Here is a 21,132-nt window from a genome sequence, read left to right as displayed (position 1 = left end):
ACCCCCCGCATCCGAGGGGGCCGGCACGCCCATGATCTACCGGCCCATCCAGCCCCCATCCACGACGAGGATCTCGCCGTTGACGTAGTCCGAGGCCGCGGAGGCCAAAAAGACCACCGGGCCCGCAAAATCCTGCGGCCTGCCCCAGCGCCCGGCGGGGATGCGCTCGAGGATGGATTTTGACCGCGCCGGATCGTCCTGCAGCGCCTGCGTGTTGTCGGTGGCAATGTAGCCCGGCGCGATGGCATTCACGTTCACCCCCTTGCCGGCCCATTCGTTGGCCAGTGCCTTGGTCAACTGGCCGATGCCGCCTTTCGAGGCCGCATAGCCCGGCACGGTGATGCCGCCCTGGAAGGTCAGCAGCGAGGCGGTGAAGATGATCTTGCCCCGCCCGCGCTCCACCATGCCGCGCCCGATCTCGCGGCTGAGCACGAATTGCGCCGAGAGGTTCACCTCGATCACCTCATCCCACCAGTCGTCCGGGTGCTCGGCGGCAGGCTTGCGCTTGATGGTGCCCGCGTTGTTGACGAGGATATCCGGCGCCACGCCGTCCTTTTGCAACTGCGCGGCCAATGCGGTCACCGCCTTCCGGTCGGAGAAATCGCACTGGTAGGGCGTGAACTTTCGCCCCAGCGCGGTCACCGCCTGTTCCACCTCGGAGCCGGGCGCCAGCGAGGCACTGACGCCCACGATATCGGCCCCCGCCTGCGCCAGCGCCTCGGCCATGCCGCGCCCGATGCCGCGCTTGGCACCGGTCACCACGGCGGTCTTGCCGGTCAGGTCGAACATGCTCAGGTCGCTCATGCCACCTCTCCCACCTTGATGAGGCTCTTCAGCGCGGTCGGGCTGTTGTCCAGCCTCTCGAAAGCCGCCTGGATCTCGGACAGCGGGCTGACGTCGGTAATCATCGTGTCCGCGTCAATGGCCCCCGAGGCGACCAGCGTGATGGCCTTGTCGTAGTCCTCGGGCTCGTAGAGCCGCGCGCCGATCAGCTTCAGCTCGCGCCAGAAGAACTGGAACATGTCCACCGACGGCTTCTTGGCATGGATCGCCACCATGACGATCCGGGCGCGGGTGGCGGCGACGGCGGTCATGGCGTCGACGCCGGGCTGGGTGCCCGATACCTCGAAGACAACGTCGGCACCCTTGTTGCCGGTCCGGGCGTTGATGAGCGCGGGCAGATCCTCCTTCACCGGGTTGATCGTGTCGAAGCCCAGCTGGCCCGCGATCTTGAGGCGGTGTTCGTTGACCTCGGAGATGACGACCTTGCCGCCCGCGTCGCGGGCCACCATGGCGACCAGCACGCCGATCGGCCCGCCGCCGATGACGACCACGTCCTCGCCCGGAGCGAGGCCCGAGAGGCGCACGTCATGGCAGGCCACGGCGGCCGGTTCGATCAGGGCCGCATGGTCCAGCCGCAGCCCTTCGGGCAGGGCGTGCAGGGTAAAGGCGGGCACGTTCCACAGCTGCTGGAAGGCGCCGTCGCTGTCGAGCCCGATGAAGTTCATGTTGTGGCTGACATGGGCGTAGCCGGCCTCGGTCGCCGGGTTGGGCGCGCCGGGGTCGAGAGGGCGCACGACGACCGCGTCGCCTTCGGACCAGCCTTCGACGCCCTCGCCCACCGCCGCGATGCGGCCCGACATCTCGTGGCCGAGAATACGTTCGAAACCGATGCGGGCGTCCATGTTGCCGTGATAGGCGTGCAGGTCGGTGCCGCAGATGCCGCAATAGGCCACCCGCACCTGAACCTCGCCTGCGGCGGGGGGCTGCGCGTTGACCTCTTCGACGGCAAAGGTCTTGTTTCCGCGGTAATAGGCGGCGGTGATGGTGCTCATCGGTTCATGTCCTCATGTGCTGCGTTGAGTTTGTCCCAGTCGAATTCCACGCCTGTTCCGGGCGTGTCCGGCGCCACGGCCAGGTGATCCTCCACCACCAGCGGGCGGCGGGTGTATTCGTCGATCGGAAAGGAATGGACCTCGATCCAGCCGGGGTTGGGCTGGGCCGCGACAAGGCTGACGTGCAGCTCCTGCATCCCGTGGCTGCAAACCGGCAGGCCGTGCTTGCGGCTCAACTCGGCCACCTGCAGCCAGCCGGTGATGCCGCCGCAATTGCTGGCGTCGGGCTGGATGAAGGCAAGCCGCGCGTCCTCGAAGGCGTATTCGAACTCATGGATCGTGTGGAGGTTCTCCCCCATCGCCAGCGGCATGCCGGTTTCCTCGGCAATCCGGCCATAGCCCTTGTAATCGTCGGGGATCGTCGGCTCCTCGAACCAGGTCAGGTCGAAGGGCTCGAAGGCGCGGGCGGCCTCGATGGCCTGCTCCACGCTCATCGCATAGTTGGCATCGACCATGAAGGCCACGTCCGGCCCGATCAGCTCGCGCACCGCCTTGATCCGGGCCACGTCCTCGGCCAGCTCGGGCTGTCCGATCTTGATCTTCACCCCGTTGAAGCCGCGCGCTAGGTAGCCACGAATGCTGTCCAGCAGCTTGGGCAACGGGAAATTCAGGTCGATCCCCCCGGCATAGGCCCGGCAGCGCGACGCCGCGCCGCCCGCCATCTTCCACAGCGGCTGGCCGCTGCGCCTGCCGCGCAGGTCCCACAGCGCGATATCCACCGCCGAAATGGCAAAGGAGGCAATGCCGCCACGCGCGACGTAATGCACATGCCACTGCATCGCCTCGTAGAGCGCCTCCACGTCCTCGGCATCGCGGCCCAGCAGGAAGGGCGCAAGGTCATGTGTGATCATGGCGGTGATCGCCTGGCCCCCGCGCCCGCCGGTATAGCTGTATCCCGTGCCCTCGCTGCCGTCCTCCAGCGTGACGGTGGCGGTGATCAGCTCGAAATGCGTGTGATCGCCGTGCTTGGCATCGCTCAGGACCTCCGCAAGCGGCACGTTGAACAGGCGTGCCTTGACCCCGGTTATCTTCGTCATCGCGTGGCTCCCTTGGTTCGGCTGGCCAGTTGGCTTTGCAGCAGGATCACGGCAAACAGGAACCCGCCCCGGATGACCATCTGCCAATAGGCGCTGAGGCTGATGACACCCCGGCCATTCTCGAAGTTGAGGATGTTGAAGACCAGCCCCAGCAGCAACGCCCCGGCCACCGTCGCCCCGACCGACCCCATGCCGCCGGTCAGGAGCGTTCCGCCGACCACGACCGAGGCAATGGCCGACAGCTCCCACCCCACCCCTTCGAGCGGCTGGCCCGCGCCGAAACCAGAGGCCAGGAACACCCCGGCCAGCCCGCCGCAGGCCCCGCTGAGCGCATAGACGAACACCTTGGCGCGGTTCACGCCGAGCCCCATCATGGTCGAGGCATCCTCGCCACCGCCGACGGCAAGCACCGTGCGCCCGAGCGAGGTGCGCTCCAGCACGACCCACAGCGCCACGACCACGATGGCGGTGATGACGATGGTCCAGGGCAGCAGGCCGAAGGCGTTTTCCATCCCCAGCTTGGTAAAGTTCGACCCCCAGTCGATCGAGATCGTCTGCGCGCCCGAGATCACCAGCGCCCCGCCCTTGGCGCCCAGCATGGTGGCCAGGGTCGCGATGAAGGGCGGGATCCGCATGGCAACGATGAAAAGCGCGTTCAGCCCTCCGATCGCCAGCCCCGCCAGCACCGCGCCCGGCAGCGCCACCTGTAACCCGTAGGGCGAGAGATAGGCGGCCAGGACCGAGGTGAAGGCCGCAACCGACCCCACCGAAAGGTCGATGCCCCCGGTCAGGATGACAAAGCACATGCCCACCGAGATCACGATGAACATCGCGTTGTAGTTCAGGAAGGACGAGATGTTGTAGGCCCCGGCGAAGTTCTCGTAGCGCAACACTCCGAAGAGGATCACTGCCACCAGCGCGACCCAGGCCCCGAAGGAATGGCCCCCGCCCTGAAGGTACCGGCGCAGGTCGAAAGCGGTCGTGTCCAGCATGGCCTACTCCTTGCGCGCCTGTTGCAGGTAAACGGCGGCGATGATGATGCCGGCCTTCGCAATCAGCGCGACCTCGTCCGCGATCCCGTTGGCCAGCAGGGTGTATTTCACCAGCTGGATGATGATCGCGCCGAGCACCGCGCCGAAGATCGGCGCACGCCCGCCCTGCAGCAGCGTGCCGCCCACCACGGCGGCCGCGATGGCGTCGAGCTCCATCAGGTTGCCGATCCGCGCCGCGTCGGAGGCCGAGTTGATCGCCACGACGATCAGCCCCGCCAGCCCCGAAAGACCGGCGCAGATCACATAGGCCCCGATCTTGACCCGGTGCACGGGGATGCCCGCCAGCCGCGCCGCGCGTTCGTTGCCGCCCACCGCCAGCACTTGCCGCCCGAAGAGCGACCGGGTGACCACCCAGAACAGCACCAGCGCGATCAGCAGCACCAGCCAGCCCTGAAACGGCAGCCCGAGCACCCTGCCGGTGCCGAGGTAGCTGAAGGACGGGTTGGTGAATGTCTGCAGGTTGCCGTTGGTCAGCACCTGCGCAAACCCCCGGCCGGAGATGAAGAAGATCAGCGTCGCCACGATCGGCTGCACGTTCAGCACGCTGACAAGAACGCCGTTGAACACGCCACAGCACAGGGCAACGAGGATCGGCACGAGGATCGACGCCGCCAGCCCCAGCGCGGGGTTGGCCGCCGCGAAATCCGACAGGAAGATCAGCGGCGCCAGCGCGCCCGCGAGCGCCATGATCGCGCCGACGCTCAGATCTATGCCGCCGGTCGCGATCACCAGCGTCATGCCCATCGCCACGATGGCGATGGTGGCCACCTGGCTGATGTTGACGAAGAGCGTCTGCGCCTGGAAGAAGTTCGGCGTCACCGCGAAGTTGAACAGCACGATCACGACCAGCGCCAGCAAGGCGCCGTGGCGCGACGGGTCGAACCGCCCGCGCAGGGTGGCAATGGCCTGGGTCACGCGGCGCTCCTTTCGTGGTGGTGCGCGATGGCGTTGATCAGCGCGCCTTCGGTCACGCCGGGGTTCTGCAACTCGCTGACCGAGCGCCCATCCTGCAACACCACGATGCGGTCGGCGCCCTCCACCAGCTCCTCGAATTCCGAGCTGATGAGCAGCACCGCCAGCCCCTCGGCCACCTGCTTGCGGATGATCGACTGGATCTCGAATTTCGCGCCCACGTCGACCCCGCGGGTGGGCTCGTCGAGGATCAGGATCTCGGGCTCCAGCGCCAGCCAGCGGGCCAGCAGCACCTTCTGCTGGTTGCCGCCCGACAGTTCGCGGATCGGCTGCTCCATGCCCGAGGTCTTGATCTGCAGCGCCTCGATGTAATGCGCCACGAGCTTGCGCTCGCGCTCGCGGTCCACCATGCCCATGCGGGTCAGCCGGGGCAGCAGGGCGAGGGTGATGTTCTCGCGCACCGACATGTGCGGGATGATCCCGTCGGCCTTTCGGTCCTCGGTCAGAAAGCCCATGCCGAGCGCGATGGCCTGCGCCGGGGTGTCGACGGGGGCGCCGGAGTGGTGCCGCACCTCGCCCTCGGCCAGCGGATCGAGGCCGAAGACCGCCCGCGCCGCCTCTGTCCGGCCCGAGCCGAGCAGCCCGCCAAGGCCCACGATCTCGCGCTTGCGGATGCTGAAGGAAGTGTCGCGCAACCCGGTCTTGCTGCGCATGCCCCGGGCCTCCAGCAACACCTCGCCCGGATCGCCGTGCCCGCCCGACAGCGCGGTCAGGCCGGCGGCTTCGATCTCGCCGGCATCGCGGCCCAGCATCTCCGACACCAGCCCCAGCTTCGTGGTCTGGGCAACCTCATGGGTGGCAACCGACCGGCCGTCGCGCATGATCGTGACCCGATCGCAGACCTGGTAGAGTTCGTTCAGGAAGTGCGAGATGTAGATCACCGCCACCCCGGCCGCCTTGAGGCTCCTGACCACCGAGAACAGCGTTGCGATCTCCTGGTCGTCGAGCGACGAGGTCGCCTCGTCCATTATGACCAGCCTGGCATCGAGCGACACCGCCCGCGCGATGGCCACCAGCTGCTGAATGGCTGTCGAATAGCTGCCCAGCTGGCGCGTCACGTCGATCTCCACGCCGAAGCGGGCCAGGATCTCGCGGGTGCGGGCATGGGCGGCCTTCCAGTCGATCAGCCCCAGGCGCGTGCGCGGCTCATAGCCCATGACGACGTTCTCGGTCACGCTGCGCAGGGGCACCAAGCTGAGTTCCTGGTAGATCGTGGCGATGCCTGCATCCTGCGCCTCCCGCGGGGTGCTGATCGCCAGCGGCGCGCCGTTCATCCGCACCTCGCCCGCATCGCGCCGGTAGACGCCGGTCAGGATCTTGATGAGCGTGGACTTGCCCGCGCCGTTCTGCCCGATGATGGCATGCACCTCGCCCGGCCGGATGCTCAGGCTCGCAGTCTGCAAGGCCCGGATCCCGGCAAAGGACTTCTCGATGCCGATCATCTCGATGAGGTCAGTCATTGTGCATCCGATGCTGAAGGCTGGCGGGCGCATCACAGGGGCCCGCCAGCAATTGGCCTTAGTAGGCTTCGTCGATATGCTCGGCGGCGTTCTCGATGGTGAAGATGCGGTCCTGGACCTGAACCCAGCCGGGGATCTCTTCACCGGCGGCGTATTTGTTCATCACCTCGCAGGCCAGCGGCCCGAAGAAGGGCGAGCTTTCCACGGTAACGCCCATCTTGCCGTCGATGATCGCCTGGAGCGCGTCGCGGGTGCCGTCGATCGACACGATGGTCACGTCCTCGCCGGGCTTGCGGCCCGCCAGTTCGAGCGCCTGGATCGCGCCGATCGCCATCTCGTCGTTATGAGCATAGACCACGTTCACGTCCGGGTGCGCCTGCAGCAGCGTTTCCATCACCTGCCGGCCCAGGTCGCGGGCAAAATCGCCGGTCTGGCTGGCGACGATCTCGAAGCGGCCGTCCTCGGCGATGCGGTCGTCAAAGCCCTTCTTGCGGTCGTTTGCGGGCGACGAGCCGGTGGTGCCTTCCAGCTCCACGATCACGCCCTTCTCGCCTTCGAAGTTCTCGATCAGCCATTCCGCCGCGCGCTTGCCCTGGTCGATGAAGTCCGAGCCGAGGAAGGCCACGAAATGCTCGCCCGCCTGGGCGACGTTCGGGTCGACCGAGCGGTCGACGAGGAAGGTCGGGATGCCGGCGGCCTTCGCCTTCATCACGGCCGGGATCAGCGGCTTTTCCTCGCGCGGGGGCAGGAACAACACGTCGATGCCCTGGGCAATCATGCTGTCCACATCGGCCACCTGCTTGGCGGCGGAGCCTGCGGCATCGGTGGCGATCAGGTCCCAGTTGCAGGCCTCGGCGGTGTCGTGGAACGACTTGGTTTCCGCGATGCGCCAGGGGTTGTTGCTCTCCATCTGCGCAAAGCCGACCTTGTAGCGGTCCTTCTGCTCCAGCGGCGGGGTTTCGGCGCCGGCAATGCCCGCGCCGACCGCAACCAGCGCCGTCAGCGCGGTGCCCAGAACCATACGTCTCTTCATGTCATATCCTCCCAGAAAAAGCGGCGTTCTTGTGCTTGCCGCGGCAAACCGGGTCAGCCCCAGTTCATGTAAAGGGTCTGCTTGCGCAGGTACCCGTCGAAACCGTATTTGCCGTCCTCGCCGCCCAGGCCCGAGTGGTTCCAGCCGTTGTGAAAGGCCTGGAATTGCTCGCCGTTGGCGCGGTTGACGTAGATCTCGCCGAAGTTCAGCCGATAGGGCGTTTGCATCAGCCGGCGGTGGTCCTGCGTGAAGACGTAGGCAGAAAGCCCGTAGTCGGTGTCATTGGCCAGGTGCAGGGCCGTGTCGAAATCCGCCACCCGCACCGCCGGAACGACGGGTCCGAAGACCTCCTGCGCGATCACCGGCGAGGCATTGTCCTTCAGCTCCAGAACCGTGGGCGCATACCAATGGCCCTTGGCGTATTCGCCTTCGGTCAGCGGCCCGCCCTCCAGCAGCACCTCGGCCCCCTGCGCCACGGCGGCATCGACGATGGACTTGATCTTGTCGACCTCCGGCCCGCTCACCTTCGGCCCCATGTCGGGGTCGCCCATCGGGTCGCCGATGCGGAGCGCACGCGAGGCCGCCACGAACTTTTCGAGGAACTGGTCGGCGATGTCCCGATGCAGGTACATCCGCTCGTTGCAGGTGCAGATCTGGCCGCAATTGGTGTAGCGCGCGGTGACCGCCGCGGCGACCGCCCGGTCGATATCGGCGTCCTCCATGACGATGAAGGGCGCCTTGCCGCCCAGCTCCAGCCGCAGCACCTTCATGCCCTCCGCCGCCGCGCGGAAGATCTCGCGCCCCGCACGGTTGGAGCCGGTCATGGTGATGAGCCCGGTATCGGGATGCTCGACCAGCGCCTGCCCGACCACCGGGCCCCGCCCTGTCACCACGTTGATGACCCCGGCCGGAATGCCCGCCTCTTCGGCCAGCGCGGCGATGAAGAGGCCCGAGAACGGCGTGATCTCATGCGCCAGCAGCACGAAGGTATTGCCCGCCACCAGCGCCGGGCCGATCTTGCGCGCCGCCAGCGCCGCCGGGTAGTTCCAGGCGGTCAGCCCGACCACGACGCCATGGGGATGGCGCCTGATCTGGATCTCCTCATCGGGGTTGTCGGAGGTGACGATGTCGCCCTCGATCCTGTGGGCATGGCTCGCCGCCTGCTCGAAAAAGCCGATGACCGCCCCCACCTCGCCCCGCGCCTGCCCGATCGGTTTGCCCTGTTCGCGGGTGATGAGCCCGGCCAGCTCCTCGGACCGCTCCGACACCAGCGCCGCCAGCCTGCGCACCGCGCGGCCCCGCTCGATGGCCGGGCGCGCCGCCCAGGTGGCCTGCGCCCTGCGCGCCGCCTCGACGGCGCGGGCCGCGTCTTCGGCGGTGCCGTCGGGGATGGTGCCGATCACGGATTCATCCGCCGGGTTCTCCACCTCGATGACCGCACCCGGACGGCCCGCAACCCACTGCCCGCCAATCAGCATCTGCGCGGTAACGGGGAGGGAGGCGTCAAAACCCATCTGCTTTCCTTTGGTCTGACCAAACTTGCGTAAACATCAGCTCAACGAGTCACAACGTCAACAAATTTTTTACTCATTGCGTAGTTCTGGCAGAAAGGTCTAACTATACTTGGATTTTGGTACGTCTAAACATCGGGGCCGCGATGGAAAACTTTGACCATATCGTCGTTGGCGGAGGCGCCGCGGGCTGCGTGGCCGCGGGCCGACTCGCCGCCGAGGGCGGTGCCCGGGTGCTCCTTCTGGAGGCCGGCCATTCCAACCGTCACCCCCTGCTCGACATGCCGCCAGGCATCTTCAAGATGATCAACGGCACCCGCTTCATGCGCTATCACAAGACCATCCCGCAGCCGCATCTGGACGGTCGGGTGCACGACATCCCGCAGGGCCATGTCCTGGGCGGCGGATCCTCGGTGAACGCGCAGGTCTACATGCGCGGAAGGCCTTCGGATTACGATGGCTGGAACCTTGCCCTGCATGGCAGCAACGACCCCGTCGACTGGAGCTGGGAGGCGGTGCTGCCGCACTTCCGGCGCATGGAGGGCAACAACCGCCTGATGGACGACCGCCACGGCGCCGAGGGGCCTCTGCTGGTGTCGGACCCGGGCCACATCGACAGCCTCTCGCGGCTCTTCGTGCAGGCGGTGCAGGGGCTGGGCCTGCCCTATACCCACGATTTCAACGGCGCGCGGCAAACCGGCGTCGGCTTCTACCAGTTCATGAACCGCAACGGCCGCCGGTCCTCGGCCGCCTATGCCTATGTGACGCCGCAGGAGAACAACCCCAACCTCACCGTGCGCCTGCAGGCCGAGGTCACGCGCATCGACATCGAGAACGGCCGCGCCGTCGGCGTCACCTACCGCGACAAGAGCGGCGAACGGCAGGTGCGCTGTTCCGGCGAGGTGATCCTCTCCGCCGGGTCGCTGATCACGCCCAAGATCCTGATGCTGTCGGGCATCGGCCCCGCCGATCACCTGGCCGAGCACGGCATCGCCTGCCTCGCCGACCTGCCCGGCGTCGGGCAGAACCTTGTCGACCACCCCGAGGTGCCGATCACCGCGCGGGTCAACGGCCCCTATGGCTACTACAAGCAGGGCGACGGCTGGCGGATGCTGCTCAACGGCCTGCAATTCAAGCTCTTCGGCTCCGGCCCGGTGACCTCGGCGGGGGTCGAGGCCGGGGCCTTCGTCAATCCCGCCGACCCCGAGGCCGAACCGACCATCCAGGCCTTCTGCGTGCCCATCGTCTATGTCGACCGCGACACCCGCGACCTGGTGGAAGACGGCCACGGGCTCACCGTCACCACCGTCGTCGTCAAGCCGCGCTCGCGCGGCGAGGTGCGCCTGGCCTCGGCCGATCCGGCCGCCATGCCGCTGGTCTCGCCCAACCTGCTGAAGGACCCCGCCGACATGGACGAGATGATCGCGGGCCAGCGCTATTTTCTCCGCGCCTTCGACGAGGCGCCCCTGGCCGACAAGATCGACCGGGTGATGCTGCCCGGCCCCGACCAGCGCGACGACGAGAGCCTGCGCGCCCATTGCCGCCGTTTCGTGAAAACCAACTACCACCCCGCCGGCACCGCCCGGATGGGGCGTGACGGCGACCCGATGGCGGTGCTCGACCCCCGGATGCGCGTGCGCGGGATAAACGGGCTGCGGGTCTGCGACCTTTCGGCCATGCCAGGCATCAATGCCGGAAACACACAGGCTCCTGCCATGATGCTGGGCGACAGGTGCGCCGACCTGGTGATGGGGATATTGTAGCCTCCAACGGATCACGGAGACCTTCATGGCAGAAACCAGGGAACGCAGAGCAGGACGCGCCGCCGATACCGTGGTGCGCAGCCTGTCCGAGAAGATCCAGTCCGGCGAATATTCCGACGGCACGCCCCTGCCCCCCGAGCGCCTCCTGATGGAGGAGTTCGGCATCAGCCGCACCGTGGTGCGCGAAGCGGTGCAGAGCCTGTCGAAACAGGGATTGCTCGAAGCGCGCCCGCGTCATCGCCCGATCGTGCGCAAGCCCGGCTACGACGCCGCGATCTCGGCCATGGAATCGGTCGTGCACCATCTCCTCAACAATTCCGGCGGGGTGAAGAACCTCTTCGACACCCGCATCCTGGTGGAGGGCGCGCTGGTCCGACAGGCGGCGCAACAGGCCCGCAAGGACGACATCGCCGCGCTGAAGGCCGCTCTCGAGGCCAACCAGGTGGCGATCGACGACAGCGAGGAGTTCTACCGCACCGACCGGGCCTTCCACGCGCTGCTCTACGAGATTCCGCGCAACCCGGTGCTGCCGGCGCTGCACAAGGCCTATGTCACCTGGCTCGCGCCGCAATGGTCGCGGATGCCGCGCCTGCCCGAGCGCAACCGGGCCAACTTCGAGGCCCATGAGCGGATCTTCGACGCCATCCTGATGCGCGACCCCGACGCCGCCGAAACCGCCCTGCGGACCCATCTCGAAGAGGCCTGGGACCAGGTCTGCCAAACCTTCGGCGACGACCTCTGAGCGCCCCGCCTCAGCCCCTCGTGCCGTTCGGGATGCCCATCGCCCGGATCTGCTGCGACATCTGCACGAAGGAGCCGTCGACATGCTTGCGGATCACAGTGTCGGCGCGGGCCACGTCGTTGGCCCGTAGCGCCACGACCAGCTGGTCGTGTTCTTCCTTGATCGCTTCGTAGCGCGCGGGCGAGATCCGCAACCGGGCGGCCTGCACGTTGAGCGAGGTGCGCAGGTTGCGCCAGATCTCGGCCGCCGTCTGGTTGTAGTGACCCCGGCAGAAGATCTCGTGAAACTGGAAATCCAGCTTGCGAAACGCCCGTTGCTCGCTGTGCGGAATCCGCTTGATCTGGGCCTGGATGTCTTCCAGCTCGTCGAGCAGCTCGGGCGGCGCGTAATCGGCGAACCAGTTCACGAAATAGGGCTCCAGCATCTGCAGAACCTCGAAGATGTTCTGGATCGACCCGGCGTCGGTGGGCTTGATCGTCGCCCCCCGGTTGGGATGGATCTCGACAAAGCCTTCGCCCTGCATCCGGCGCAGCACCTCGCGCACCGGGCTGGTGCTGGTGCCGTAGCGTTCGGCGATTTCCGAAACCTTCAACCGCTGACCACCGGCCAGCCGACCGCTGTAGATGTCGTCGAGGATCGCATCATAAAGCGGAACTTCTGCAATCTGGTCGCCGGTTCTCATGCTGTCTTCGTTCTGGTTAAACGCCCTGGCATCATAGCGGCGCCCCCCACCCTGTGCCAGAGCGGCAGGGTGCGGGGTTTCATATCTCCCCCGCGTAGTGGCACAGCACGTCGGCGCCGTGGACGCGCCGCGCCGGGGGCTTGGTTGCGCGGCACACCTCGGTCGCATGGGGGCAGCGCGGGCTGAACTGGCACCCCTTGGGCGGCACGCCCACGTCAACCGGCTCGGCCGCGCCCGCCCTGCGGCGGCGCTGGCGCGGATCGGCGACAGGCACCGCCTGCAAAAGTGCCCGGGTATAGGGGTGCTGCGGCGCGGCGAAGAGGGTGCCGGTATCGGCCACCTCGACGAACTGGCCGCGATACATCACCGCGACGCGGTCGCAGATGTGTTCGACCACGGCAAGATCGTGCGCGATGAACAGGAAGGTCAGGTCGAACTCGCCCTGCAGATCCTGCAACAGGTTCAGCGTCTGCGCCTGGATCGACACGTCCAGCGCCGAAACCGCCTCATCCGCCACCACCAGCTCGGGGCCGGTCGAGAGCGCGCGGGCAATGCCCAGCCGCTGCCGCTGGCCACCGGAAAAGGCGTTGGGGTAGCGGTGCATGAACTCCTTGCGCAGGCCGACGTTCTCCAGCAACTCGCCCACGCGTTCGGCGAGCGCCCTGCCCTTCAGCCCCTCGGATTTCTGCAACGCCTGCCCCACCACGTCGATCACCCGCAGGCGCGGGTTGAGCGAGGCCTGCGGATCCTGGAAGATCATGCGCAGCTTGCGCCAGACCTGCCGCATCTGGTCCAGCGGCGCGCTGACCAGCTCCACCTCGTCCCCGTCCTTGGGCCGAAACCGGATGCTGCCGGAACTCGGGTCGAGAACGCGCAGGATGCAGCGGCCCAGCGTGGTCTTGCCCGACCCGCTCTCACCGACGATCCCGAAGGTCTCGCCGCGCCGAACCTCGAAAGACACGGCATCGACCGCGACAAAACCCTGCTTCGGCTTGGAGAACCAGCCGCCCCGGGTGCTGCCGAAGGTCATGGTCAGGTCCTTGACCTCGAGAATGGCCTCAGACATCGGCACGCGCCTCCTCCTCGTGCAGGAAACAGGCCACCTGGCCCTCCCCCCGCGGCTTCAGCTGCGGCTCGCGCAGGTCGCAGATGCCTTCCATGAAATGGTCGCAGCGCGTGCGGAAGGTGCAGCCCGAGGGCCGCGCCAGCGGGTGCGGGACCATGCCGCGAATGGCCGGCAAGCGCGCGCCCGTCGTCACCCCGATGCGCGGGACCGAATTGAGCAGCGCGCGGGTGTAGGGGTGCTGCGGAGCCTCGAACAGGCCGTAGACATCCGATTTTTCCACGATCTTGCCCATGTACATCACCGCCACGTCGTCGGCGACCTCGGCCACCACGCCGAGGTCGTGGGTGATGAGCATGACCGCCATCCTGAACTCGTCCTTCAGCTCGGCGATCAGCTCCAGGATCTGCGCCTGCGTGGTCACGTCCAGCGCCGTCGTCGGTTCGTCCGCGATCAGCAGGCGCGGCTGGCAGGACAGGGCCATGGCGATCATCGCCCGCTGCCGCATCCCGCCCGACAATTCGAACGGGTAGGCTTCGAACCGTTCCGCCGGGCGCGGAATGCCGACGCGGGCGAGCATGTCGATCGCCTCCTCGCGCGCCTCGGCCTTGCTCACGTCGCGGTGCAGGCGGATGGTTTCGGTGATCTGCTTGCCGATCTTCTGGATCGGCCCGAGCGACGACATCGGCTCCTGGAAGATCATCGCAATGTCGCTGCCCCGGATCGCCCTCAGCTCGCGCGACCCGGCCCTCGCCCGGGCCAGGTCCACGGTGCGGCCATCGGCGGCGTGGTAGAGGATACTGCCCCCCACGATCCGCCCCGGCGCGTCCACGATGCGCAGGATCGACCGCGCCAGGATCGACTTTCCGCAGCCGCTCTCCCCCAGCAGGCAGAGCGTGCGGTCGGGCAGGATATCTAGATCGACACCCTCGACCGCCTTCACCAGCCCGTCATCGGTAAAGAAATGGGTCTTGAGACCCTTGATCTCGACCAGCGGTTTTTGCGCTTCACTGTGCATAGGGGTCGGCGGCATCACGTAGGCCATCTCCAAGAAAGTTGAGGGCAAGCACGGCGACCACGATCACCGAGCCGGGCGCGATCAGCAGCCAGGGCGCCTCGATGATGGTGCGGATGTTCTGCGCCTCCTTCAGCAGGGTGCCCCAGGACACGATGGGAGGTTGCAACCCGATGCCGAGGAACGACAGCGAGGTTTCCGCGAGGATCATCAGCGGCACCGCGAGGGTGAGCGAGGCGATGATGTGGCTGGCGAAGCTGGGCACCAGGTGCTTTCGGATCACCTCCCAGTCCTTGAGCCCGTCCAGCCGCGCGGCAATGACGAAGTCCTCATGCCTCAGCGACAGGAACTTGCCGCGCACCTCGCGGGCCAGCGTCGTCCAACCGATCATCGACACGATCAGCGTCACCACGAAGTAGGTGCGCAGCGGCGGCCAGTCGAGCGGGATCGCCGCGGCCAGCCCCATCCAGAGCGGGATCGTCGGGATTGACCGCAAGAACTCGATCAGCCGCTGGATGGCATTGTCGACCCAGCCGCCGTAATAACCCGACAGCCCGCCAAGGCTGACGCCGACGATGAGCGAGACAGCCACCCCGACCAGCCCGATCGACATGGAAATCCGCGTGCCCATGATGATGCGGCTCAGGATATCCCGGCCCAGCCGGTCGGCGCCGAAAAAGTAGACCGTCTGGGCAGGGTCCTTCGGCCCGAAGAAGTGCCGGTCGGTCGGGATCAGCCAGAGCAGCTTGTAGGCGTGGCCCTTCACGAAAAATCCCAGCGGAATGACCTTTTCGGGGTCTTCCACGAAGTGCCGCCGCATGGCCTCGCGGTCGATCTCCATCTTCAGGCCGCGGGCGTGCAGCAGGAACGCGCCACCCCCCTCTTCGGTCGCCGTGAAGAGATGGATGCCTTGCGGCGGCGCGAAGGGCGCACGCGTGTTGGACTCGAGGTAGTTGGCCGGGGCCAGGAACTCGCCGAAGAGCGCAACGAAGTAGATGAAGCCAACGAGGTAGAGGCTGAGATAGGCGATCCTGTGGCGGCGGAACTGGCGCCACATCAGTGCCCATGGGCCCAGCAGCGCCGGGGATTTCACCGACTCGGCGGCGAGAGTTTCGGGGGCGGTGTCGATGGCGCTCATTGGTACCGTATCCTCGGGTCGACCCAGGCAAGAAGAACATCCGACAGCAGCGTGCCGATCACCGTCAGCAGGCTGACGATCAGAATCAGCGACCCGGCCAGGTACATGTCCTGCACCAGGAGCGCGCGCAGCAGGAGCGGGCCGGTGGTGGGCAGGTTCATGACCACGGCCACGATGATCTCGCCCGAGACAAGCGTGGGCAGGATCCATCCGATGGTCGAGATGAAGGGGTTCAGGGCGACGCGCACGGGATAGCGCATCAGCAGCTGGAATTCCGACATGCCCTTGGCGCGGGCGGTGACGACATAGGGGCGGTAGAGCTCATCGAGCAGGTTGGCCCGCATGATCCGGATCAGCGCGGCCGCGCCCGAGGTTCCGACCACGAAGATCGGCATCCAGATGTGCTGCAACAGGTCCACGACCTTGGCCCAGGTCCATGGCTGGTTGAGGTACTCCGGGCTGACCAACCCGCCGACGGACTGGCCGAAATACTTGAAGGCCACGTACATCATGACCAGCGCCAGCAGGAAGTTCGGGATCGCCAGCCCGATGAACCCCAGCAGCGTGGCGATGTAGTCGCCCGCCGAATACTTGCGCACCGCCGAGTAGATGCCGATCGGCAGTGCCACGGCCCAGATGAAGAGCAGCGTCAGCACCGAGATCGCGAAGGTCCAGCCCAGCCTGTCCCAGATCACATCGGTCACCGGCACGTTCTTCTCGAAGGAAATGCCGAAATCGCCCTCCAGCAGGATGCCGGTCATCCACTTCCAGTATTGCACGTACATGGGCTCACCCAGCCCGTATTGCGCGCGCAGCTGCTCCACGACGGCCACGTTGTCGCCCCCCGCCTCGCCCATCTCCGCAGCCAGCGTGTCGAGGTAGTCGCCCGGCGGGAGCTGGATGATGATGAAGGTCACGATCGAGACCAGGAACACGGTGGGGATCATGTAGAGAACCCGCCGCAGAATGAAACCGCCCATGTCGTCTCCGGTGCGTTGCAGGGTGGTGGGGGCGCCCGCCGGGAGGATCTGGCGGGCGCCCCTCAGGGTACTTCAGGTCACGGCAGGTTGTCGCCGCCTTCGAAGTACATCTGCGCGGTATAGGGCGCCGGGAACCAGAGTTGCCCGGCAATCGGCAGCGGATCGGGCACGTTGCGCACGTTGTTGCGCGCGATGCCGAAGACCGGTTCGGGCTGCACCAGGCCGATGGTGAAGAGCGCGTCCGACGCCATGCCGATGACCTCGGTCATCAGCGCCTTCTGCTCCTCCGGCGTGGCCGCCGAACGCACCTGCTTGTAGGTGTCGAAGATATCCTTCACGTGCTGCGGCGGCTCTTCGCCGGTCGACGGATCGACGCCCCAGGCCGCCCATTCGCGGGCCCAGCTGACCGAGTTGGAGATCGTGGGCACGTAGCAGATCGGCGTCAGGTAGGCATCCGCCTGCCCGCCCGAGCAGTTCCACAGGTAAGCGTCGAAATCGTTCGAGGTGTGCAGCTCGATCAGCCGCGACCGGTCGGTGGCACGAACCTGAAAGTCGAGCCCCACGTCGCGCGCATAGCCCGCGATCAGCTCCATCGCGTCGGGATATTGCAGGCCGAACACATCCGCGACCAGGAAGATCAGCGAAAAGCGCTGGCCGTCCGGGCCGAGCCGGTAGCCCTCGGCATCCTTCTCGGGCAGCACCCGGTCGAGATACTCGTTGGCCTTGTCGACATCGTATTCGGTGAACTGCTTGGCCCAGGTCTCGTTGTAGAGATCCGAGCCCTTCACCGGTGCCGTCTGGGCCGGGTCGCCGACCCCGAAGTAGAGCAGGTCGATGATCTCCTGCCGGTTCATCGCGTGGCTCACGCCGATCCGGAAATCCTTGTTGGTGATGACCTCGCGCTTCACCGGATCGGTGTGGTTGAGGTTCATCATCAGGATCATGATGTTGGCCGGCAGGTCGCCCACGTCGAAGAAGCGATACTGGCCGCGCTCCATGTTGTCGGTCAGCGAGGCCTTGTTCGACGGCCGCCCGATATGGCGCAGCATGTAGTCGATCTCGCCGTTGAAGGCCTTGAGCAGGATCGTCTCCACGTCCTCCACCTGGTCATAGGTGATGCGGTCGATATAGGGCAGCTGCTGCCCCTCACTGTCGACCTTGTAGTAGTAGGGGTTGCGCACCGCCTCGACCCGGTCGGTCGCACCATAGGCATTGGTCAGGTGCCAGGCGTGCAGCGTCGGGCGGTCGGGGTTCTGCCAGAACAGCGGCGTGTCCATCGGCCCGGCCTTGAGGTTGAACAGCTGCACCCAGTCGGCCGCCGCGGGTTCGGCATCGACCAGCGCCTGCACATCATCGTTGTACTTGGGCATGAACTGGCTGAGATAGTGCCGCGGATAGGCGGTGGCGTGGTAGCCAAAGCCATAGGCCAGCCCCTGCAGGAACAGCCCGTTGGGCGCGCCGAAGTCGAACTCGACGGTGTAGTCGTCGATCTTGCGCACCGTGACCGGCCCCTCCGGCCCCACGAAGGTCGAGTCCTTGTTGGGGGTCAGTGCGGGATCGCTGAAGATGTCCTCGTACCAGAACAGCACGTCATCGGCGCTGAACGGCGCGCCGTCCGACCATTTCATGCCCTCGCGCAGGTGAAAGGTGAATTTCGAGGCGTCCTCGGAGATGTCCCAGGACTTGGCGATATTGGGGCGCACCTCGGTCCAGTCCGGGGACCAGCGCACCATGTTGTCGCTGCCGATGGTGCGCACCATGTTGTGCTGATCGCCGCCGCCCAGGATGGCGCGGCGCAGGGTGCCGCCGTATTCGCCGGGGCCCTCGATCGTGTCCATCACCAGGGGCTCGGACGGCAGGCGCTCGTCGACCGGGGGCAACTCGCCCGCGGCGACCTTCTCGGCCAGCTCCGGCGCCTCCTCGAACGCCAGCCCCGGGCTTGCCGCCGCGAGGGCCAGCGCTCCGGCGAGCGCCGTGCGTGTCAACCACGTGTTCATCTGTCTTCTCCTCCTCCGTTGAACGACGTCACCAGTTGGTGACAGAGCCATCCGGCCGCCACAGGTGCGGCGGCTCGACATGGGTGGGCTGCGAGGCCCGGATCTTCTCTTCATCGACCTCGACACCCAGCCCCGGCCTGTCGGGCACCCTGTAGGTGATGCCCTCGAGCGGGATCTGAACCGGAAACAGCTCCGGATCGTGAAAGCCCAGGTCCTCGGTCGGCCCCTGCCGGGTTTCCGCCCAGCTGAAGTTGGGCACCGCCGCAGCCATGTGGATGGTGGCGGCAGTGCAGACCGGGCCGAGCGGGTTGTGCGGCATCAGGTCGATGTAATGGCGCTCGCACCAGCCGGCGACCTTCATCGCTTCGGTGAAGCCGCCGATGTTGCAGATATCGAGCCGCATGTATTGGGTCAGGCCCTGCTCGATGTAGGGCGCGGCCTGCCACTTGGAGGCAAACTCCTCGCCCACGGCAAAGGGGATGTTGGTCATGGCGCGCAGGGTGCGATAGGCCTCCGGCGTTTCGCAGCGAATGGGCTCTTCGAGAAAATCCAGCGTGCCCGCCGGCAACCGGTTGCAAAAATCCGCCGTCTCCGCGATCGAGAGCCGGTGGTGCAGGTCGATGCCCAGCACCAGGTCGGGGCCGAATTCCTCGCGCAGGGCGATCAGCTCCCGGGTGGCCTGGTTGAGGTTCCGGCGCGGATCGAAGACCCCGTCGCCGTTGAACTCCCCTGTATAGATGCGCAGGCAATCCCAGCCCGCGTCCACCAGCACCCGCGCCTTCTCGATCAAGGCGTCCAGGTCGCTGGACTGGGCGCTGGGAAAGGTCGGGATCTCGTCGCGCTGCTTGCCGCCGAGAAGCTGGTAGACCGGCACGCCCAGCCGCTTGCCGAGGATGTCATGGAGCGCGATGTCGATGGCCGAGATGGCGGCGGTCAGCACCCGCCCGCCTTCGAAATACTGGCTGCGGTAGCTTTCCTGCCAGATCCGGCCGATCTGGTTGGAGTCCTTGCCGACCAGGAACTCCGCAAAATGGCGGATCGTGGCCGCCACGGCATCCTCGCGGGCCGAGAGGCCGGATTCTCCCCAACCGACCAGCCCGTCGTCGGTCGAGACCTTCACGAGCAGCTGGTTGCGGATCCCGACGCGGGCGAGGAGCGGTTCGATTGCGGTGATCTTGGACATGCGGTGAGCCTTTCAGTGCCAGCCGACGCGCGGCGCGGCAGGGATCATGCCGGGACGGTCCTGCGCGATACAGGCGGTCAGCCGGTCGCGCAGGGCGGCGGCGCCGGGATCATCCCAGAGGTTGGTCATTTCATGCGGGTCGGCGGCAAGGTCGTAAAGCTCCCCGGCCCCGCTCTTCAGATCGACGGAGAGCCGATGGGTCCGCGACCGCACCGTGCGCAGGTCGAGGTCCACGCCGCTGCGGGCCGCATCGACCTCCCATTCGTTGTGGGCCACCTCCCGCGTGGCCCCGGCCATCACGTCGGAGAGCGAAGCGCCGTCATCCCCAGAGGCCTCCAGCCCGCAGAGTTCCGCCAAGGTGGCGCGCAGGTCGAGCGTCGAGACCGGCACATCGAAGCGCCCCGGCACGATCCCCGGCCCCGCCATGACCAGCGGCACCCGCAGCAACCCGTCGTAGAGCATCGGTCCTTTCAGGAGCAGCCCATGATCGCCCAGCCATTCGCCGTGGTCCGAGGTGAAGATCACGATGGTATTGTCCAGCCTGCCACGCGCCTCCAGCAGATCGAGCACACGCCCGACCTGGTGGTCGATGGCGGCGATCATGCCGTAGTAGACTGCGATCACATCGCGCAGGTCCTTGTCCTGCAAGGCGTCGTCATTGCCCCAATAGGGCTGGTCCTCGGCGTGCTTGCGCTTCTGCGTCCGCCGCGCCGGGCTTTCCAGGAAGGCGCGGTGCCACCAGGGCCGGCGATCCAGGTCCAGCGTGCGATGCGGCGGCAGGTCGACCTCTTCAGGGGCGTACATCGTGGACCAGGGTTCGGCCGCCAGGAACGGCGGATGCGGATCGGGAAAGGAGACCCAGGCCATCAGCGGGCGGTCACGATCTTCCTCCAGCACTTCCACGGTCCGGTCGCCCACCCAGGCGGTCGACATCCACTCGTCCTCCAGCGCCGAGCGCCAGACCTGCTTGTGCGTGGTGAGCGGGGGCCTTGCCTCCTTCGCACGGGCCCAACGCGCCCCGCCCTGCCCGTCCTGATCGAGAAAATCCTCGTAGTGCAGGGTGAAGGGCTTGTCCTTCCAGCCGCAATGATGGTGCGGCCGCAGGGTCAGCGCCACGTTCTCGAACCCCATGTAGGGCCCGGCCCAAGTGTCCTCAAACTGCGCAACCGACTCGTAACATTCGGGAAACCCGGTCGGCTCGAAGGTCTCATGCGTCGACAGATGCGCCTTGCCGATGAACCGCGTCTCGTAGCCCGCGCGCCCGAGGATCGCGCCGATCCCCTCCTCTGCCAGCGCCGGGTCGAGGTTGCGGCCATTGTCGCGGACCCCATGCGAATAGGGCAGCTTGCCCGTGAGGATCGAGGCCCGGGCGGGCTGGCACATCGGATGCGGTGTGATGCAGGTGTCAAAGCGCGCGCCCCGGTCGGCAATGCGCTGGATGTTGGGTGTGCGAACCCTCCGCCCGGCGCCGCCGATGCAGTCGCCGCGCTGCTGGTCCGTCGTGATGAGCAGGATGTCGGGCAAACGGCTCATGCCGCGCCCACGCCCTGCGCAAATCTCTCCCGTCCGGCCGAAGCCGCCGAAATGCCCCGCATCCCGACCTCCCAAA

Annotated in this window: 18 protein-coding genes; 2 read left to right on the top strand and 16 right to left on the bottom strand. The window is 66.7% G+C overall.

What is annotated here, in order from left to right; genetic code table 11:
- Positions 1–36 precede the first annotated feature (36 nt).
- The 8 genes from BUR94_RS04380 to BUR94_RS04345 are packed head-to-tail and all read right to left on the bottom strand — an operon-like array spanning position 37 to position 8,963.
- A complete protein-coding gene (locus BUR94_RS04380; RefSeq protein WP_074255019.1) occupies positions 37–804 on the bottom strand; it encodes an SDR family oxidoreductase in 768 nt (255 codons plus the stop codon).
- Complete coding sequence (locus tag BUR94_RS04375; protein WP_084192910.1) at positions 801–1,835, bottom strand: zinc-dependent alcohol dehydrogenase; 1,035 nt, start codon at positions 1,833–1,835, stop codon at positions 801–803. The genes BUR94_RS04380 and BUR94_RS04375 overlap by 4 nt, the downstream gene beginning before the upstream one ends.
- Positions 1,832–2,932 (bottom strand): mandelate racemase/muconate lactonizing enzyme family protein, encoded by a 1,101-nt coding sequence (locus tag BUR94_RS04370; protein ID WP_074255018.1) that lies wholly within the window; start codon positions 2,930–2,932, stop codon positions 1,832–1,834. Before BUR94_RS04370 ends, BUR94_RS04375 begins: the two co-directional genes overlap by 4 nt.
- The gene (locus tag BUR94_RS04365; RefSeq protein WP_074255017.1) at positions 2,929–3,924 is read right to left on the bottom strand and encodes an ABC transporter permease; all 996 of its coding nucleotides are present in this window, start codon (positions 3,922–3,924) and stop codon (positions 2,929–2,931) included. Before BUR94_RS04365 ends, BUR94_RS04370 begins: the two co-directional genes overlap by 4 nt.
- Before the next feature lie 3 nt (positions 3,925–3,927).
- Positions 3,928–4,899 carry an ABC transporter permease gene (locus BUR94_RS04360; protein WP_084192909.1) on the bottom strand — a complete coding sequence of 324 codons (972 nt, stop codon included), beginning with the start codon at positions 4,897–4,899 and terminating at the stop codon, positions 3,928–3,930.
- Positions 4,896–6,416 carry a sugar ABC transporter ATP-binding protein gene (locus BUR94_RS04355; protein WP_245794374.1) on the bottom strand — a complete coding sequence of 507 codons (1,521 nt, stop codon included), beginning with the start codon at positions 6,414–6,416 and terminating at the stop codon, positions 4,896–4,898. Before BUR94_RS04355 ends, BUR94_RS04360 begins: the two co-directional genes overlap by 4 nt.
- A gap of 58 nt (positions 6,417–6,474) precedes the next feature.
- On the bottom strand, positions 6,475–7,449 hold the full coding sequence (locus BUR94_RS04350; protein ID WP_074255016.1) for an ABC transporter substrate-binding protein: 975 nt from the start codon (positions 7,447–7,449) through the stop codon (positions 6,475–6,477).
- 53 nt (positions 7,450–7,502) lie between these two features.
- On the bottom strand, positions 7,503–8,963 hold the full coding sequence (locus BUR94_RS04345; protein ID WP_074255015.1) for an aldehyde dehydrogenase family protein: 1,461 nt from the start codon (positions 8,961–8,963) through the stop codon (positions 7,503–7,505).
- 143 nt (positions 8,964–9,106) lie between these two features.
- Here BUR94_RS04345 and BUR94_RS04340 point away from each other — a divergent pair, with 143 nt between their 5' ends.
- Positions 9,107–10,723, top strand: coding sequence for a GMC family oxidoreductase (locus tag BUR94_RS04340; protein WP_074255014.1), 1,617 nt, complete (start codon positions 9,107–9,109; stop codon positions 10,721–10,723).
- A gap of 25 nt (positions 10,724–10,748) precedes the next feature.
- Complete coding sequence (locus tag BUR94_RS04335) at positions 10,749–11,465, top strand: FCD domain-containing protein (protein ID WP_074255013.1); 717 nt, start codon at positions 10,749–10,751, stop codon at positions 11,463–11,465.
- Positions 11,466–11,475: 10 nt separating this feature from the next.
- On the opposite strand, the gene BUR94_RS04330 is transcribed toward BUR94_RS04335, so the two are convergent.
- The 8 genes from BUR94_RS04330 to BUR94_RS04295 all read right to left on the bottom strand — a co-directional run bounded on the left by BUR94_RS04330 (position 11,476) and on the right by BUR94_RS04295 (position 21,056).
- On the bottom strand, positions 11,476–12,147 hold the full coding sequence (locus BUR94_RS04330) for a GntR family transcriptional regulator (RefSeq protein WP_074255012.1): 672 nt from the start codon (positions 12,145–12,147) through the stop codon (positions 11,476–11,478).
- Between the two features lie 79 nt (positions 12,148–12,226).
- A complete protein-coding gene (locus BUR94_RS04325) occupies positions 12,227–13,213 on the bottom strand; it encodes an ABC transporter ATP-binding protein (RefSeq protein WP_074255011.1) in 987 nt (328 codons plus the stop codon).
- The gene (locus BUR94_RS04320; RefSeq protein ID WP_074255010.1) at positions 13,206–14,228 is read right to left on the bottom strand and encodes an ABC transporter ATP-binding protein; all 1,023 of its coding nucleotides are present in this window, start codon (positions 14,226–14,228) and stop codon (positions 13,206–13,208) included. Before BUR94_RS04320 ends, BUR94_RS04325 begins: the two co-directional genes overlap by 8 nt.
- On the bottom strand, positions 14,218–15,363 hold the full coding sequence (locus tag BUR94_RS04315; RefSeq protein WP_074255009.1) for an ABC transporter permease: 1,146 nt from the start codon (positions 15,361–15,363) through the stop codon (positions 14,218–14,220). Before BUR94_RS04315 ends, BUR94_RS04320 begins: the two co-directional genes overlap by 11 nt.
- Positions 15,360–16,343 (bottom strand): ABC transporter permease, encoded by a 984-nt coding sequence (locus BUR94_RS04310; protein ID WP_074255008.1) that lies wholly within the window; start codon positions 16,341–16,343, stop codon positions 15,360–15,362. The genes BUR94_RS04315 and BUR94_RS04310 overlap by 4 nt, the downstream gene beginning before the upstream one ends.
- Positions 16,344–16,420: 77 nt before the next feature.
- A complete protein-coding gene (locus BUR94_RS04305) occupies positions 16,421–18,340 on the bottom strand; it encodes an ABC transporter substrate-binding protein (RefSeq protein ID WP_084192907.1) in 1,920 nt (639 codons plus the stop codon).
- Between the two features lie 28 nt (positions 18,341–18,368).
- Positions 18,369–19,523, bottom strand: coding sequence for a mandelate racemase/muconate lactonizing enzyme family protein (locus tag BUR94_RS04300; RefSeq protein ID WP_074255007.1), 1,155 nt, complete (start codon positions 19,521–19,523; stop codon positions 18,369–18,371).
- A gap of 12 nt (positions 19,524–19,535) precedes the next feature.
- The gene (locus BUR94_RS04295; protein WP_074255006.1) at positions 19,536–21,056 is read right to left on the bottom strand and encodes a sulfatase family protein; all 1,521 of its coding nucleotides are present in this window, start codon (positions 21,054–21,056) and stop codon (positions 19,536–19,538) included.
- Positions 21,057–21,132 lie beyond the last annotated feature (76 nt).

The sequence above is a fragment of the Vannielia litorea genome (genome assembly GCF_900142295.1).
GTDB classification, from domain to species: Bacteria; Pseudomonadota; Alphaproteobacteria; order Rhodobacterales; family Rhodobacteraceae; genus Vannielia; species Vannielia litorea.
Note: the sequence above shows the minus strand (reverse complement) of the source record. Positions and strands in the feature narration are given on the sequence as shown.